Source organism: Paenibacillus sp. FSL R5-0378, from assembly GCF_038009285.1.
Lineage (GTDB): Bacteria > Bacillota > Bacilli > Paenibacillales > Paenibacillaceae > Paenibacillus_AQ > Paenibacillus_AQ favisporus.
The window spans coordinates 2,056,793-2,073,352 of record NZ_JBBPAY010000001.1 but is presented as its reverse complement, the minus strand read 5'-3'; the positions used below and the strand labels follow the sequence as shown (position 1 = coordinate 2,073,352).

Below are 16,560 nucleotides of genomic sequence, written 5' to 3'. Positions count from 1 at the left end.
TCATCAGTTTCCATGATTATCGGCATACTTTATAAATAAACGAGATGAAGCCAAGAAAAGTTATACTTTAAACATCAATTCTTAATAAACGGATTGCACCCGTTTGAATCATTGTAAAGGTTCCTCCAGGGGAAGTCAAAATTGGCCAATTGCTTACCGGGCCCCATTTTTTCGCGAAAAATGGCTTTGGACAAGATCGGCCGATTCCCGACAAAGTTCACGGGTGGTGTCAAATAACGACCTTGAATTGGGTTATATATTATAAGAAGGGGACTTACGAAGTTATAGTTTCTGCTCCCTTCGGAAATATGATAAAATTTAGAAAAACATCGCATGAGTTGTCCATGATCTGCCATTATTTCATAGAAGATTGGCTGTACACGGAGGGATGGAATGAGACGTTTGTTCAAGAAACTTCAATTATGGGACCGGCGTCTTTTCCAATGGATCAACGGACGTCTTCATAATCGTTTTTTCAATTTTTGGCTGTATTATTTGACGCATCTCGGAGGGGCTACGTTTACGATCTGTGCCTGCCTCCTGTGCTGGGGCCTGGCCCCGCCGTCATGGAGCACCCAAGGCGCCCAGGCCGCCGTCGCTCTGGCCGTCAGCCACATTCCGGTGGCGGCAGCCAAGAAAATGTATCCCCGGGTCAGGCCGCATCTCGCCCTGCCGGGAACCCGCACCTTTCGCAAGCCGCTGGTGGACCATTCGTTTCCATCCGGGCATACGACGGCAGCATTTTCCTTGGCAGTTCCTATGATGATCGGGCATCCTGAGTGGACCGCACTTTTTTTGGCTTTAAGCCTCGTGGTCGGATTTTCCCGGATGTATTTGGGACTTCATTACCCATCCGATGTGCTCGCGGGAGCAGTAATTGGTACTTCCGTAGCTACAGCAACAGTTGCATTGTGGCCCTAAAGTCGATATGGTGGGTATAAGGAAAAACATGCAGGAACAGGTGAATTGAGAGTGATGAAAAAAAGAGTATTGTTATTATCTGAAGGCTTCGGTGCGGGACATACTCGAGCTGCTTACGCACTCTCAAGCAGTCTGCGCAAGCTGTCGCCGAGTGTGCAAACCAAAGTGCTTGAGCTCGGAAGCTTCCTGAATCCCAAGGTCGCACCGCTCATTATTACCGCCTACAAGAAGACCGTTCTTTCGCAGCCGAGGCTGGTTGGAATGATGTACAGGCACCAGTATAAAAAGTCACTGAATCGGTTTACGACATTAGCGCTTCACCGCATTTTTTATACACATACCAAAAATATCGTCAATCAGCTGCGGCCCGACATCGTCGTCTGCACGCATCCGATTCCAAGCGCGGTCATTTCCCGCTTGAAACGGCTCGGTTCGAACATTCCGCTGTGCACGGTTATTACGGATTACGATGCCCACGGCACCTGGATCAGCCCGGAAGTGGACCGCTACCTGGTCTCTACCCAGGAAGTGAAATCGAAGATGCTGGAGCAGGGCGTCGCCGCATCCAAAATCGAGGTCACCGGTATTCCGGTGCATCCGAACTTCTGGGAGCATCCGGTCAAGGAAGAGATCCGGGAGAAGTTCGGGCTGAAGAACATGCCCACGGTGATGGTCATGGGCGGCGGATGGGGCATTATGAATGACGAAGTCATCAACAATTACCTGACCCGCTGGAGGGACGAGATTCAAATCGTGTTCTGCCTCGGCAACAACGAGAAGGTCCTTCGCAAGCTCGAACAGGATCCGAGCTACAACCATCCCAACATCCGGCTGATCGGGTTTACCCCCGAGGTCGATAAGCTGATGGAGGTCTCCGATCTGCTCGTGACGAAGCCTGGCGGCATGACCTGTACGGAAGGTTTGGCCAAGGGCATCCCGATGCTCTTCCATCACCCGCTTCCCGGACAGGAAGAAGAGAACTGCCAGTACTTCACCGCCCAGGGCCTTGGAGAGCCGATCTCCTCTCTGGAGGTCATCACGAAGTGGATGAACAAATTGATTCACGAATACGATTCGATCCAGCAGCGCCGCGAAGAGCAGCTGAAGAGCATTGACCGCTACCGGCCGATGCAAAGCGCCCAGAGCATTATCGACATGCTGGAATCAAATAAGGTGCCTTCCTGAGGGAAGGCACCTTATTTTGTATTTATGGTTGCTCGCTGGAGGCCTCTTCCGGCTGCCCCGGCTTGTCCGGCCGCAGTCCGTATTTGTCCAGCCGCTGTTGCTGATACCGGCTCAGCGCTTCCTTGCCCACAATCACCTCACAGCGGTGAATGTTGATGCCCTGACCTACAAATTTAGTCTCATACTCGGTCATGACATGCTCTTCGTTCGGTCCTTCGCGGTGCAGATTCAGCGAGATATTCGTCATCTGCAGACCGTAATCCGCAAAGGAATTCAGCGAAAATTCAAACAGCGTCTGCGAGTCGGTCTTCAGATGAATTTCGCCGTTATCGTTGAGCAGACCGCAGTATTTGTCGAGGAAACGGGGATGTGTCAAACGGCGGCGGGCATGTCTCGCCTTCGGCCAAGGATCGCTGAAATTCAGGAAAATCCGCTCAAGTTCTCCCGGCGCAAACACTTCCTCCGCATATTCGACATTGGCCAGCGCCAGCCGCAGATTCGGCGGATATTCGACCTCCCGCTCGGCCCAGGCGATCTTAGCTTTCTCGCTGGCCCGGCGTATCAGTTCATCATACATATCGATGCCTATAAAATTAATGTCCGGGTTGCGATAGCTCATCTGGCTGATAAACTGTCCTTTGCCCATGCCAAACTCCACGTAGATCGGACGGTCGTTGCCAAAGAGCGATGACCATTTTCCTTTATACGACCGGGGGTCCAGAACGACGAAGCCCTGCTGTTCTTCCAGACTTTCCCGGATTCCTTTTCTTCCGCGTAAACGCATCTCATACCTCCGCTAGTTATACTTCCGTCCTGCCGCGGCACTTGCGGCTACTGCAATATTGTGCCGAACTTAAGCCGAAATGTAAAGAGGGAAAGCTTGACTCGCCCCAAAAGAAAAAGAATCCCGGTCTCTCTCATGCGAACACGAGGAATTCGGAATTCTTTTCCATTATCTATTTGGAATTGGGGTCCAACGGTTTCATTGTTGATAGTCTACCGCATCTTGATGCTGAAAATCAAATGTCTTTTCGAAAGCGTTGCGAATTTTGCGGCGGGCAGCCGCTTTCACTTCCGGATTGCCGTTAAATTCTACGCCTGTCAGGGCAAGCGCCTCATCAGGAGTCAGCTCTACAGAAATCTTGCCTTTACCTTGTGTCTCAGCAGTTGAAGAATTCATCATTATCACCTCACGGTTAATATGTTGGCCATGACGTCACGCTTTTATGAATTCTATAAAATATTTACCCCGAAACCGGGGTGCTGACGCTAATTAAAATATAACACTTCATGTAAGTTTTATCAATGGAATATTCGCCTGATTAGCGGCATAGCGGCGCTGTTTTTGAAACATTTTTTTGCAGTCTATGAACCTGAAATATCCTGGTATTTCGCCCCGATTCATGGAGAACCTCTATATGAAATAACGGCTCAAAATCCAAGGGGAGAAAAGCCCGTAAATCTCAGCGTTTCCCACGGGCCTCCTCATACCCTTTAAGCCTGATTTTTGTTACAATAGAGCAAGCGTAAGCCGCAATGCACAATAAAGGAGTACCATCCATGAACAGCCCAACCCTTTCTTCTCCCCTGCTGTGGGGCGATAAAAGATTCCATACGTGGAATTACGAGATGCGGGAACAGTTTAACGATAAAGTGTTCAAGGTCATGCTGGATGCCGGATTCACCTGCCCCAACCGCGACGGTTCAATCGCAAGGGGCGGCTGCACCTTCTGCAGCGCCCGAGGCTCGGGCGACTTTGCCGGCAGCCGGCGCGACGACCTGATCACCCAGTTTAACAGCATCCGGGACAAACAGCATGAGAAGTGGCCGCACGCCCGATATATCGGTTATTTCCAGGCCTATACCAACACGTACGCCCCCGTCGATGTGCTTCGAGAGTACTATGAAGTCATTTTGGAACAGCCGGGCGTTGTCGGCTTGTCCATCGCCACGCGGCCAGACTGCCTGCCTGACGATGTGATCGAGTATTTGGCCGAGCTGAACGAGCGGACCTATCTGTGGGTCGAAATGGGGCTGCAGACCATTCACCAGGAGACATCCGATCTGATCAACCGCGCGCATGACACCCAGTGCTTCATCGACGCCGTGGAGAAGCTGCGGAGGCATGGCATCCGGGTATGCGCGCATATCATTTACGGCCTGCCGCAGGAAACCCACGAAATGATGCTGGAGACCGGGCGCGCCGTGGCGAACATGGACGTTCAAGGCATCAAAATCCATCTGCTTCACCTGATGAAGGGTACGCCGATGGTCAGGCAGTACGAAGCGGATCTGCTCCGCTTCCTGGAACAAGATGAATATATTAAGCTGGTCGCGGACACGCTTGAATTTCTGCCGCCCGAAATGATCGTTCACCGCCTGACGGGTGACGCCCCGCGGAAGCTGCTGATCGGCCCAATGTGGTCTCAGGAGAAATGGGAAGTGCTGAACGGCATCGACGCCGAGCTCGAGGCACGGGACAGCTGGCAGGGTAAGTATTGGAGGAAAGTATAGCATGGGGTTTCTTTCCGTTCTTAGCTTTGCCCACAAACAAATCGCCGAGCGTCTGAGTCCCGGGGATATTGCCGTGGATGCCACGATGGGTACAGGGGCCGATACGCTCTTTCTGGCCAAGACGGCCGGTCCCAAGGGGCACGTCTACGGCTTTGACGTGCAGGAGCAGGCGTTGACCCTGACCCGGCAACGGCTGGCGCAGGAAGCACCGGAGCAGATCGCTCCGGTGACGCTGTACCTGCAGAGCCATGCCGCGATGCGGGAGGCGCTGCCGGAGGGCGTGCACGGCCGGGTCGGGGCGGTGATGTTCAACCTCGGCTACCTGCCTGCCGAGGAGGCGGACAAAGCCGTCATCACCACGCCGGACAGCACGATTGAAGCGCTGGAAGCCGGCTTGTCCCTGCTGAGACGGCGGGGCATTATGACGGCCGTGCTGTATCCGGGTCATGCCGGCGGCGATCTGGAGGCCCAGGCGGTAACCGCTTGGGCCACCGCCCTGCCCCAGTCATCGGCCCAAGCCGTCATATACAGGCAGCTGCAGCGCGCGGATGCCCCTTATGTCATTGCGCTGGAGAAAAAATAGCGCGCTGGCCGCTCAAGCGGCTCGTGCCGCGAACTTCCGCCCCACCAGGCGGTGCGGCATGCTGAAACACTTTGAAACCGTTGTGCCCAGGGCCCCTGCCGCCCTCTTCATCCGGATAGATTCCGGTCCAAGGGGATCGGCCCGGCCCAAGGTATTGTTTTACATAGTAGCGGTTTATCCCAACCGATCACACGAACCCAAGAAAGGAACGATGAAGACATGACACAACCTTATCCATTATTATTTCAGCCGGAGTTTAAAGAACGCGTATGGGGAGGCCGGGCGCTCGAACAGTTCGGGCTGCAGATTCCAGAGGGACATATCGGCGAGGGCTGGATGATCGCCGATCATCCGAACGGCACGACTTCCGTGATTAACGGGGAGCTGAAAGGCCAAGGCCTGGATCAGGTCCGCGAACAATTCGGCAAGGAATGGTTCGGCGCCAAGGGATTTTCCGAGAAAAACGGCCGATTCCCGCTCCTGATCAAGCTGCTGGACTGCAATGACGACCTGTCGGTCCAAGTGCATCCGACCGACGACTATGAGGGGCTGCCGAAAGGCGAGCTCGGCAAGACGGAAATGTGGTACGTGCTGGACGCCAAGCCGGACGCCAAAATCATCTACGGCCTTAAGGAAGGCGTTACACGCGAGGCAATGAAAGAAGCGCTCGAGAACGGAACCGTCATGGACAGCCTGCAGGAAGTTTCCGTCGAAGCCGGAGACACGTTCTATATCCCTGCCGGCACGGTGCATGCGTTGTGCGCCGGTGTAGTCGTGGCTGAAATCCAGCAGAACTCCGATACGACATATCGCCTCTACGACTACAACCGTCCGGGATTGGACGGCAAGCCGCGCGAGCTGCACATTGAAGATTCGCTGAACGTCATCGCCTACGAAGGATCCGGGGCCACCACGATGAAGACCGCCGGCAGTGCTGCGGGCGAATGGCTGCAGCTGGCGAAGTCCCCTTATTTCATCGTGGAAAAAGGAATCGTGGACGGATCCTGGAGCCTCTCCACCACGCCGGACAGCTTCACCATCTTGGTCGTATGTGACGGCAGCGGCTCCATCGCCTGGGACGGCGGCTCGCAGGACTACAAAGCCGGCCAGTGCTTCCTGCTTCCGGCTAATCTCGGTCAATATGAGCTAAAAGGAAATGCTACCGTTCTCCGTTCCTACCTGCCTTAAGCCTATAAGGCACGGGGCATTTCTTCTGATTCATCTGTCATTCACGAAAGAATGAAGGAGTGACCTCCATTGCGGGAACAAACGTTTACGATGACGGATCCGCTGGGTACGCAGATCCATGTCTATGCCTGGCTTCCCGACGAGCCGGCTGGAGTGAAGGCCGTCCTGCAGATCACCCACGGCATGTGCGAAACGGCCGAACGCTACAAACGGCTCGCCGCGCTGCTGACGCGGTTCCGCTATGCCGTATATGCCCACGACCAGCGCGGGCACGGCTTGACCGCCGGCAATGTGGAGCGGCTCGGCCATACCGGCAAGGACGGCTTCCGGCATATGCTCCAGGACATTCAGCAGCTCGGCGGCATCGTTCGTGACCGGCACCCGGATATTCCCCATTTTTTGATGGGGCACAGCATGGGGTCGTTCCTCGTGCAGCGGGTGATGGAGACGGACGGCGGACCGTATACCGGCTTTGTTCTGTCCGGCACGAACGGCCCGCGGAGCATGCTGAACGCCGGCAAAGCGGTCGCCAGGCTGCAGGGCGCACTCCAAGGGGAGTCGCACCGCAGCGTCCTGCTGAACGCAATGGTCTTCGGCAGCTACAACCGCAGCTTTGCCCCGACCCGGACGCGGTTTGACTGGCTCTCCCGGGATCCGAAGGAAGTCGATAAATACATTGAAGATCCGTACTGCGGAGCCATTTGCACGACCTCATTCTTCTACGACTTCTTCAGCCTGCTGCAGGATATTCAAAATCCCGGCAGCTATGACGGCATTCCCCGAGATAAGCCGGTGTACCTCTTCAGCGGGGAACTCGATCCGGTCGGGGAACAAGGCAAGGGCGTCCGGCGGCTGGAGGACATTTATCGCAGCATCGGCATCAAGGACGTGGAATGCAGGCTGTACCCGAACGGACGCCATGAAATGCTGAACGAGATGAACCGGGACGAGGTCATGACCGAGCTGCTCGATTGGCTGGAGCGGCATGTGTAGTGCCCTTCCCCTGCTTCGAAGAAATACCCGCAGGTCCAAGGCCTGAATGAACAAAAGCCGCTGCACGGTGGTCATAACCCCGTGCAGCGGCTTTTCTTTGCATATTATCGACGCTCATAATTTGCCGATCTTAACATGTTCAGTTACAGCAACTCCGCCGGCTGCAGCTTCATCGTATAGAACGACGGCAGTTCGCTCTCGTCCTGCTGGTACAGCACGATCAGCACCGTCCCCCCGGAAGCCTCCGCTCCGTCCTCTCTGCCGGCCAGCAAGTCATCCAGCGCAAATGGCAGCACTTCAAGCACTGCATGCTTTTGCAGTTCCCGTTCGGACAAGCCCAAGGAAGCGAAGTTCCCCGAGACGAGCTCCGGATGTTCTGTGACCTTTCTCATCAGGCTGCTCCAATCGTCCTTGGCGAGCGGCTGCTCCCACCATATTTTACGCGGCTTGTACTTATGGTTGAGGAAGTAATCCAGCTTCATCAGCCCCAGAATCACATCCATGCGCTTCGTCTCCCGCTGCTTCAGGAAAGCGGCCAGACGCGTGAACAGGTCCTCGAGCTGATGGCCGATCTTCTGCCAGCCCTGTCCTTCCCAATAGTCGCCGAATTCCTGGAAGAAGTCGAACGGTGACGGAAATTCATGGGTCATGAGATAGTTCAGCGTATGATCCATCCGGTGCGCGTTCCAGTATTTCTCCAGCACATCCTCCAGCCGCTTAAGGCGGACGATGTCGGCAAATGGCAGCTTATGGCTGCCGAGAATTTCGTAAGGCGCCTGATCCATGTACGTGTAATCGTACTTACCGGCATCGCGGCGCAGGCCGGTGCCCCGCAGCATTTTCAGAAAACCGAGCTGCAGCTCTTCCGGTCCCAGGGCAAACACGTCGTTAAACGTCTTGCGGAACGTTTCATAATCCTCTTCCGGCAGACCGGCGATCAGATCCAAATGCTGGTCGATTTTGCCGCTGTTTTTAATAATGCTGACGGTCCGGGACAGCTTCTCGAAATTTTGCCGTCGCTTGACGATGACGTTGGTCGGATCGTTCGTCGACTGTACGCCGATTTCGAACCGGAAAATCCCCGGGGGCGCGTTGTCAGCAAGATATTGCAGCACTTCGGGACGCATGATGTCTGCCGTAATTTCGAACTGGAACACGCAGCCGCGGTTATTTTTAATGAGAAAATCAAACATCTCCAGCGCATATTGATGGTTAATGTTAAACGTACGGTCCAGAAACTTGATGATCTTCGCGCCGTGGGCGATCAAATACGTAATATCGGACTTCACCCGCTCGATGTCGTAATACCGGACGCCGTTCTCGATGCTGGACAGGCAGAACTGACACTGGAACGGACAGCCGCGGCTCGTCTCGAAGTAGACGATTCGCTTCCCCAAATTCGGGATATCCTCGGGAAAACGGTGCGGCGTGGGCAGCGTATTGAGGTCGCTCTTCGGCCGCGGCGGGTTGATGATCACTTCATCGCCTTTCCGGTAAGCAACGCCATAGACAAAATGGAACTTGCGGTCTCCTTCGATCACCTGCAGCAAATGGTGGAAGGTCTCTTCGCCGTCGCCCATGACGATGAAATCGACCGCCGGCATCCGCTCCATCCAATACTGGGTGTCATAGGAAACTTCCGGTCCGCCGAGCACGATCGTGACTTCCGGCATGACCTTCTTCACGATCTCGATCACTTTCAGCGTCTCTTCGATATTCCAAATATAGCAGGAGAACCCGATGACGTCGGGTTTCCGTTGAAACAGGTCGGACACGATGTTCATGACCGGATCTTTGATCGTATACTCGGCCAGCTCGATATCAAACTCATGCTGGCTGTATGCCTTGAGCAGGCGGATTGCCAGGCAGGTATGGATGTATTTGGCATTCAGGGTGGATAACAGGACTTTCATCGGTTCACGACCTTCTTCTTATTCATCATATCCGCCGGCGTAGGCATCATCGCTCTGATTTTGGAAAAAATCAAGAAACGGTCTGCCGTACTTCCGGAACTTCACCTCGCCGACGCCTTTAATATTCAGCATTTCATCTTCGGTCTGCGGGCATACCACGCTCATCTCGCGCAGCGTCGCATCGTTGAAAATAATATACGACGGCACATGCTCCTTGCCCGCGAGCTCGCGCCGGATCAGGCGCAGCTGCTCGAACACGGTCTCGTTGACCGCCGACGGCGAGACGTCGCGGCTGCGGGAGCTTCGGCCGCCCGTTTGCGCCGCTGCCGGGCGCGCAGTGCGCTGCAGCACCTGCCGCTGGCCCTTCAGCACTTCGGCCGCCAGCGGCTGCAGCCGCAGCACCGGATACTGGCCTTCCGAAAGCGCCAGATACCCCTCTGAGGCGAGCACGTTAATGATCTCGGAAATTTCCTTCTCCGTCCGGTTCGCCATCGTCCCGTAAGTGGACAGGCTGTCAAAGCCGTACTGCAGCACCTTTTTATTCTTCGAGCCCTTCAGCACTGCCGCCACCAGCGATACGCCAAAGCGTTCGCGCATCCGGTGGACGCAGGAGAAAATTTTCTGCGCATCGACCGTCATATCGACCAGCTCGCGGTCATCCGTACAGGAGCTGCAGATCCCGCAGGGCTTGTCCTCGTGAGACTCACCGAAATAGTCCAGCATCGCGCTGCGCAGGCAGCGGGTCGTATAACAGTAATCGATCATTTGCTGAAGCTTGCGGTACTCGTTCGATTTGCGGTCCGTTTCCTGCGGGTTCTGCTCAATCAGAAACTTCTGCGTAATAATATCCTGCGGACTGAACAGCAGAATACATTGGCTCGGCTCGCCGTCCCGGCCGGCGCGTCCGGCCTCCTGGACGTAAGCCTCCATGTTTTTCGGCATGTTGTAGTGAATGACGTACCGGACGTTGGATTTGTCAATGCCCATTCCGAACGCGTTGGTGGCAACCATCACCCGGATGTCGTCGTACAGAAATGCCTCCTGGCTGGCGGCGCGCTCTTCATCGCTCATCCCCGCATGATAGCGGCCTGCGGCCAAGCCCACGCTGCTCAGACGCTGATACAAATCGTCCACGTCCTTGCGCGTCGCCGCGTAAATAATCCCCGGCTGGCTGTTATGGGCCTCGGCGTAGCTCATGACAAAATCGCGCTTGTTCTCCCCGCGCAGCACCGACATGGCCAGATTGTCCCGGCCGAGCCCGGTGACGAACACTTCCGGCTCCTGGAGCCTCAGCAGGCGGACCATATCTTCGGTCACTTCCGGGGTAGCCGTCGCGGTGAACGCTGCCAGGATAGGCCGCTCAGGCAGACCTTCCACGAACGGAGCTACCGACAGGTAGCTCGTCCGGAAGTCATGCCCCCACTGCGACACGCAGTGAGCTTCGTCGACGGCCACGCAGGAAATTTCCAGCTGCGCCATTTCGTCGCGGAACCAATCGAGCTCAAGCCGCTCCGGCGCCACGTACAGGAGCTTCAGTTCCCCCCGCTTGGCCGCGCGGATCCGCTCGTTCACTTCCTTGCCGCTCAGCGTGCTGTTGATGTATGCAGCGGCGATGCCCATCGCCGTCAGCGCATCGACCTGATCCTTCATCAGGGAGATCAGCGGCGATACGACCAAGGTCAGGCCCGGCAGCATCAGCGCCGGAATCTGGTAACAGATCGACTTGCCCCCGCCCGTCGGCATAATGCCCAGCGTATCCTGATGCTTCAGGAGGCTGGATACGATATGTTTCTGGCCCTCCCGGAAGTCGGGATAGCCGTAATATTTTTGCAGCATTTCCTGTGCCCGTTCCAAAGAAGGGGTCTCCACACTCATAAATAAGAACTCCTAACGATGCAAATTCAGCGGCGGGCCATGCAGCTTTCAAGGCTGCGCCACATTTTTAAACTCAACCTTTGACTTTAGGTGATAGATACATGATGACTTTCGAGAATGACTTGATTCAGTCCAATTCTAAGTTTACCGGGGTTTCCGGGAATGAGCAACCGTGGTGAAGGGATTCTGCCGTGCTGGGAGTGCACTTCTTGTTGGTAAAAAAGAATATGCCAGCGATGGTTGCAGCCTAAGCGGAACATGGGATGCAACTCTTGCTGATCGGTTCTCGTCATAAAAGATACATGGGGAGGGAGTGCAATGAAAAGAGGATTGATATCTCTGCTTATCGCTATGACGTTCCTGGCCGGGTGCTCTCCGGATTCTGATTTGGATAAAACGCCAAAGAAGCCTATCAGGCCTTGCCGGCAGCTGAAGGCGGTTATGACTAAGGGACGCTTGTTCATGGCCGAAAAAAAGTCGGCAGCCCGCCAGGCGCCTCCCATGATCGATGGGTCCATATGCACCGGCGGACTGCCGCTTAGCGGCGGTATTCAGCTTTTGTGGAGCTAACGCCTCGTGGAAAGTTCGTTAAACATCGAACCGATCCGGCGCGGCTTACCAGGTCAGCGCTGCTTCGAGACTGCTCCTTGAGCGGTATCCCAGCGGTGGCTGTACTGCTCAAGCTTCGGATGCACCGCCTCCGGCTCTTCCGTCAGCAGCAGTCTCAGCTTGACGATCCACTCCCCAAAGGTGCTGTAACTGGCAAACCGATTCGCCATATCCGGCGTCAACAGCAGAAAATGCGGCGCAGGATATTTCTCCGTCAGATGGCGAAGGGCGGCTTCCACCGGCGTGTATTTTTTCCGGCGCCCCTCCCAGTTCTCGATGACCGTCTTCCCGTGTCCATCAGACCTCCAGGCTTCCAGCCGTTTCTCCCGTTTGTAATACGGGCTGACCGGTTCCTTGGTCATTCTCCGCACCGTCTCCTCATGCAGCGGATACAGCACCAGCTTGGAAAAGGACAGCACGCCGGCCAGTGACTCCGCTTCATTCAGACCTTCTTCATCGGTCTCTTCAAACGTATCGTAATAAATGAGCGTGCCCTTACGCTTCTGCACCGGAGGCTCGTACCCGTAGGGAACCGTCTGTACCGTATGCTTCATCCTCATCACTCCCCAGATTCATCCTATATGTAATGTACCCGGCAGCGGATGATGTGATCACTCCACTCCAAGTTGCGGAGGTTCGCAGAGCTATTCGTCGACCTCCTCCAGGTGGTCCCGGCAGAAGTTTTCGAGCAGCTCCACTTCGTCCTCCTCCAGGTCAAAATCGAGGTACTGCCCCGTCGTTTTTTCATAAATTTCGTATTTCACGATCGCGGATTGGTCTTCGTCGACCTTGTAAATGACCCGGACATATAGCCCATTCTCCGTATAAAGCTCATCGTCATCAGGCACCTCGATGTCGAGCTTGAATTCATAGCGGGTTCCCTGCAAAATGCGGAACGGGTCCTTGATCTTCTCCGCTTCGTATTCCGTTATCGTCAGCATGTTGTCATCCTTTCATTCATCCATCCTATTCTTTATTGTACCAGACCTGTCCCGGTCCATTCACGGACACGAGCCCGCCAGGCATATAATAGCCTCATAAAGGGAGGCGTTGGCCATGATTTATGCAGTCATGCAGCTCATCGGCGGATTTATTTTGGCGTTCGGCTGGATTCCGCAAATTATTCAGGTCATCCGGACCAAATCGGTCGCGGATCTCAGCCTGAAAACGTTCGGCTCGCTCGTAGCCGGCATCGGCCTGATGGAGGTCTATGCCGTTCATATCGCGCAGGGCGGTGTCGGCATTCCGTTTCTGATCACCAATACGCTGTCGCTGGTACTGATGCTGATTATGATCGGCTGCATTTTAAAATACCGCAAGCGGCCGTAGCGCAATACGAACGCATACTTTCTGCCCTATCAACCCAGCCATCCGATCATCAGCGGCAGCAGCACAAAGGAAGCGAGCGTCGTCCATAATATGCACCGGGTCACAACTTTGGGTGCCGCATCAAACTGCTCGGCCAATATGACCGCGTTAACTGCAGCCGGCATGGAACTAAGCACCAGCATAACGTTAAACAATACGCCCTGAATACCGAGCAGGTATAAGAGCAGCGCGGACGCCACCGGCGAGATCACCAGGCGCATCGCCAAACCGGCGTAGAAGGCTTTGTTCATCGCTGCCGTATAAGCTGTCTTCCCGCTCCTGACACTGACCATCTGCGCCCCCAAAATAAACAGCGCAACCGAGGAATACGCGCCCGAAATCATCGATATTCCTTGATTCAGCTCCTGCGGCAGCTCCACATGCGCTGTCCGGCAAATCACGGCAAGCACAGCCGCGTAGATCGACGGCAATTTGAAGATCGAGAGCGCCGCCTGCTTTACGGAAAACTGCGAACGTGCGGCAAAATACACGCCCAGCGTATTGACGATGATGATCTGCAGAATAACGTACACGGATGCCTTATCCAGCCCCGCTTGCCCAAAGGCCAGCAGCACCAGCGGCAGACCATAATTGACGCAGTTCGTAAACAGCGCCGTCAGCGTGAGACCTGACCGTTCGGCGGCCGGGAGCGACCCCGCTTTTCCAATCCCTACAGCAATCCCCCACAGCAGCAGCATATTAAGGACCGTGAACAGAACCGTATCCGTAATCTCACCGTAGCTGATGTCAGCCCCAATCAGCGTTTCGAAAATAAGAGCCGGACTCAGCAGGTACAGGGACAGCGTGGAGATCGGCTTGGTATCGATCGGCTTAAAATGTTTGATCAGCGCCCCTCCGATTACCGGCAGCGATATCGGGAGGAACACCTGGTACACTGTAGTCACAAACGTCTGCAGCATATGTAATCCTTTCCTGTCTTTGTGCTATGTTTAATCCCAGACGGGGGCCTTCTCCGGATGCCGCTTCAATTCAAACATCAGCCTGATCTGCTCATCCGTATTACGGATTTGCGAAAGGGCGGGAAGGTCATCCTCTGCAAAAAACTGAACGCCGCTCGTCTCTACCCCCTCAGCCGCTTCGCCGCCGGTGATTTCGCAGGCGATGAATATTTTATACACATGATACGGGCCCGGCGGATTATGCTTCAGGTTGTCGAGCACGGCCAGGAGCCGGGTCGGTGTAACCACAAATCCGGATTCCTCCCGTACTTCCTTCACGGCAATTTCGGAAGGCGACAGCCCGATATCCGCCCAACCGCCTGGCAGCGACCATTCCCCTTCGGCCTTTTCGCGGACAAGCAAAATTTGATTTTCCTGAAAAATCACCCCTCGCACATCCACCTTCGGTGTGGCGTATCCGTCTTCCCCGGCAAAAAGTGCCGTCAGCAGTTCGGTCTCAACATTGGTGTACTCCCGCATAATCTCTACGCTCAGCGCCCGAAGCTGTTCAAAGCGTTCCAGGTCATATACGTCCCGCGAGTATGCCAATCCTGTCTGGGCAACGGCTTGAATCTGTTTGGCCCACTCCAGCCATTTCAACGGTTTGTTCATCGGCAGGTCTCCTCCTCTGAATCGAATTCAACAATTTTTTCATAAAAATTAGTGAGAAAGATTATCATTGAGAATGAATGTGTGATACAATGATCTCGAGTCATCATTCATTAACATATCATAAGGAGTCGACGACCATGGTGAAAGCCCCTGATCAAAAATACGCTTCCTTGCGGGTTGACGATTATCTTGACCTTTTAAACCTGGCGAAGCAGCTGCAAGACACCCGGTGGCAGAAGGAAATTATCCGCAAGCTCGAACGCCTCAACAATACATCGATCCATCCATTGTCCTGTTAACATAGAAGACCGCGGGCGCGTATTTTGATAGTACCATGCCTTCGGGGGAATCTGAACATATTTTCCAAAAGTATACCTTGAGCGTATTGGATATTACAGCAGGGGTGCCCAGAGGGTGCTTCTGCTTTATTTGTGTTGGTCACCCTGCGTCTTCAGCCAATTTTTCCACCGGCGGGTCATGGACAGGCGTGCCTCTCCTCACACGCAAGAAAAAACGGACTGCCTGCAGGCAGTCCGTTTCGTTGTATACGTTCTGGTAAAATATAAGATTAACCTTCGAGCAGCAGAGATTCCGGATCTTCCAGCATCTCTTTGATCGTCACCAGGAAGCGTACGGCATCAGCGCCGTCGACGATCCGGTGGTCATAGGACAGAGCGATATACATCATTGGACGGTTCTCCATCCGCTCGGCGTCGATGGCCACAGGGCGAAGCTGGATGTTGTGCATGCCCAGGATACCAACCTGTGGTGCGTTCAGGATCGGCGTGGACAGCAGGGAACCGAAGGTTCCGCCGTTCGTGATCGTGAACGTTCCGCCTTGGAGCTCGGACAGCGCCAGCGTATTGCTGCGCGCCTTGCCGGCCAGCGTGGCGATCTCTCTTTCGATGTCGGCAAAACTGAGGCGGTCGGCATCACGGACGACAGGCACGACGAGGCCTTCTTTGGCCGATACGGCGATACCGATATCGTAGTATTTCTTCACGATAATGTCTTCCCCGTCAATCTCCGCGTTCAGGTGAGGGAACTTCTTCAGCGCACCCACCACCGCTTTGGTGAAGAAGGACATGAAGCCGAGGCCAATCTCATGCTTCTCTTTGAAAGCATCTTTGCGGCGCTTGCGGATGTCCATGATCGCCGTCATGTCCACCTCGTTGAAGGTTGTCAGCATGGCGGCCGTTCTTTGTGCTTCTACCAGGCGTTTGGCGATCGTCGCGCGGCGGCGGGACATGCGTGTGCGTTCCGCCGGTTTGCCCGGCTGGGATACTGCTGCTGGAGCGGCTGCCTGCGGCGCCGGTGCAGCAGCCTTAGGCGCTGCCGGAGCTTCTGAATGGTTCTTCACGTTGTCCGGATAAATGCGGCCTTTCGGATCACGGCTCGATACCTGATCCAGGTCGATGCCCTGCTCGCGGGCCAGCTTGCGTGCGGCCGGCGACGCGGCAAGGTAACCTTCGCCTTCGCCGGAACGTGCAGGCTCGGCTGCTGCTGGCGCTGCCGGTTGGGCTGGTGCCGCTGCTGGTGCAGAAGGCTGCTGAGCCTGCGGCGCCTCTTCCTTCGCTGCCGGTGCGGATGCCGGTTTGGCGTCGCCGCCGGTGCCCATACGTCCGATCACTTCACCGATTTGAACCGTATCCCCGTCTTTTCTCAGAATTTTCTCCACCACGCCGTCTTCCTCGGCACTGATTTCCAAATTGACCTTATCCGTTTCAAGTTCGAGGAGGACGTCGCCTTGGCTAACTGCCTGGCCTTCCTCCACATGCCATTTAAAAATCGTTCCTTCTGTGATGGATTCTCCCATTGCCGGTACTGTAATATCGCTCAC

18 protein-coding genes are annotated in these 16,560 nt (G+C 55.0%); 9 read left to right on the top strand and 9 right to left on the bottom strand.

The annotated features are described in order from the left end of the window. Window positions 1-393 precede the first annotated feature (393 nt). Entirely contained in the window at window positions 394-921 is a 528-nt protein-coding gene (locus MKY74_RS09830) for a phosphatase PAP2 family protein (RefSeq protein ID WP_076173248.1), read from the top strand. A gap of 51 nt (window positions 922-972) precedes the next feature. Beyond that, on the top strand, window positions 973-2,106 hold the full coding sequence (locus MKY74_RS09825; RefSeq protein ID WP_076173249.1) for an MGDG synthase family glycosyltransferase: 1,134 nt from the start codon (window positions 973-975) through the stop codon (window positions 2,104-2,106). Between the two features lie 22 nt (window positions 2,107-2,128). Here the strand turns inward: MKY74_RS09825 and trmB are convergent, their stop codons facing one another. Both trmB and MKY74_RS09815 read right to left on the bottom strand, forming a co-directional pair. Beyond that, window positions 2,129-2,890: a tRNA (guanosine(46)-N7)-methyltransferase TrmB gene (gene trmB, locus MKY74_RS09820; protein WP_076173250.1), complete on the bottom strand. Its 762-nt coding sequence runs from the start codon at window positions 2,888-2,890 to the stop codon at window positions 2,129-2,131. 198 nt (window positions 2,891-3,088) lie between these two features. Then, window positions 3,089-3,286 (bottom strand): hypothetical protein, encoded by a 198-nt coding sequence (locus tag MKY74_RS09815; RefSeq protein ID WP_076173251.1) that lies wholly within the window; start codon window positions 3,284-3,286, stop codon window positions 3,089-3,091. A 380-nt stretch (window positions 3,287-3,666) separates the two neighbouring features. Here MKY74_RS09815 and MKY74_RS09810 point away from each other — a divergent pair, with 380 nt between their 5' ends. From MKY74_RS09810 to MKY74_RS09795, 4 genes are all read left to right on the top strand, one after another. Next, window positions 3,667-4,620, top strand: a complete 954-nt coding sequence (locus MKY74_RS09810) for a TIGR01212 family radical SAM protein (protein WP_076173252.1) — start codon at window positions 3,667-3,669, stop codon at window positions 4,618-4,620. Between the two features lies 1 nt (window position 4,621). Further along, window positions 4,622-5,203, top strand: a complete 582-nt coding sequence (locus MKY74_RS09805) for a tRNA (mnm(5)s(2)U34)-methyltransferase (RefSeq protein WP_076173253.1) — start codon at window positions 4,622-4,624, stop codon at window positions 5,201-5,203. A gap of 219 nt (window positions 5,204-5,422) precedes the next feature. Beyond that, entirely contained in the window at window positions 5,423-6,391 is a 969-nt protein-coding gene (locus tag MKY74_RS09800) for a type I phosphomannose isomerase catalytic subunit (protein WP_076173254.1), read from the top strand. 69 nt (window positions 6,392-6,460) lie between these two features. Then, on the top strand, window positions 6,461-7,384 hold the full coding sequence (locus tag MKY74_RS09795) for an alpha/beta fold hydrolase (RefSeq protein ID WP_208629367.1): 924 nt from the start codon (window positions 6,461-6,463) through the stop codon (window positions 7,382-7,384). A 143-nt stretch (window positions 7,385-7,527) separates the two neighbouring features. Here MKY74_RS09795 and MKY74_RS09790 read toward each other — a convergent pair whose 3' ends face one another. Both MKY74_RS09790 and recQ read right to left on the bottom strand, forming a co-directional pair. Beyond that, complete coding sequence (locus MKY74_RS09790; protein ID WP_076173255.1) at window positions 7,528-9,297, bottom strand: B12-binding domain-containing radical SAM protein; 1,770 nt, start codon at window positions 9,295-9,297, stop codon at window positions 7,528-7,530. 18 nt (window positions 9,298-9,315) lie between these two features. Next, window positions 9,316-11,172 (bottom strand): DNA helicase RecQ, encoded by a 1,857-nt coding sequence (recQ, locus tag MKY74_RS09785; RefSeq protein WP_076173256.1) that lies wholly within the window; start codon window positions 11,170-11,172, stop codon window positions 9,316-9,318. 318 nt (window positions 11,173-11,490) lie between these two features. Between recQ and MKY74_RS09780 the strand changes: the two genes are divergently transcribed. Continuing rightward, the gene (locus tag MKY74_RS09780) at window positions 11,491-11,742 is read left to right on the top strand and encodes a hypothetical protein (RefSeq protein ID WP_076173257.1); all 252 of its coding nucleotides are present in this window, start codon (window positions 11,491-11,493) and stop codon (window positions 11,740-11,742) included. Between the two features lie 53 nt (window positions 11,743-11,795). On the opposite strand, the gene MKY74_RS09775 is transcribed toward MKY74_RS09780, so the two are convergent. Together MKY74_RS09775 and MKY74_RS09770 are read right to left on the bottom strand one after the other, a co-directional pair. Further along, window positions 11,796-12,335 carry a hypothetical protein gene (locus MKY74_RS09775; protein WP_076173258.1) on the bottom strand — a complete coding sequence of 180 codons (540 nt, stop codon included), beginning with the start codon at window positions 12,333-12,335 and terminating at the stop codon, window positions 11,796-11,798. A gap of 90 nt (window positions 12,336-12,425) precedes the next feature. After that, window positions 12,426-12,722: a DUF6509 family protein gene (locus MKY74_RS09770; RefSeq protein ID WP_076173259.1), complete on the bottom strand. Its 297-nt coding sequence runs from the start codon at window positions 12,720-12,722 to the stop codon at window positions 12,426-12,428. A gap of 115 nt (window positions 12,723-12,837) precedes the next feature. Between MKY74_RS09770 and MKY74_RS09765 the strand changes: the two genes are divergently transcribed. Continuing rightward, window positions 12,838-13,110 (top strand): SemiSWEET family sugar transporter, encoded by a 273-nt coding sequence (locus MKY74_RS09765; RefSeq protein ID WP_076173260.1) that lies wholly within the window; start codon window positions 12,838-12,840, stop codon window positions 13,108-13,110. A 29-nt stretch (window positions 13,111-13,139) separates the two neighbouring features. Here the strand turns inward: MKY74_RS09765 and MKY74_RS09760 are convergent, their stop codons facing one another. Beyond that, a complete protein-coding gene (locus MKY74_RS09760) occupies window positions 13,140-14,069 on the bottom strand; it encodes an AEC family transporter (protein WP_076173261.1) in 930 nt (309 codons plus the stop codon). Between the two features lie 30 nt (window positions 14,070-14,099). Further along, window positions 14,100-14,720 carry an NUDIX hydrolase gene (locus MKY74_RS09755; RefSeq protein WP_076173262.1) on the bottom strand — a complete coding sequence of 207 codons (621 nt, stop codon included), beginning with the start codon at window positions 14,718-14,720 and terminating at the stop codon, window positions 14,100-14,102. Between the two features lie 137 nt (window positions 14,721-14,857). Between MKY74_RS09755 and MKY74_RS09750 the strand changes: the two genes are divergently transcribed. Further along, window positions 14,858-15,019 carry a hypothetical protein gene (locus MKY74_RS09750; protein WP_163878816.1) on the top strand — a complete coding sequence of 54 codons (162 nt, stop codon included), beginning with the start codon at window positions 14,858-14,860 and terminating at the stop codon, window positions 15,017-15,019. 269 nt (window positions 15,020-15,288) lie between these two features. Here the strand turns inward: MKY74_RS09750 and odhB are convergent, their stop codons facing one another. Next, on the bottom strand, window positions 15,289-16,560 hold the full coding sequence (gene odhB, locus MKY74_RS09745; protein WP_076173263.1) for a 2-oxoglutarate dehydrogenase complex dihydrolipoyllysine-residue succinyltransferase: 1,272 nt from the start codon (window positions 16,558-16,560) through the stop codon (window positions 15,289-15,291).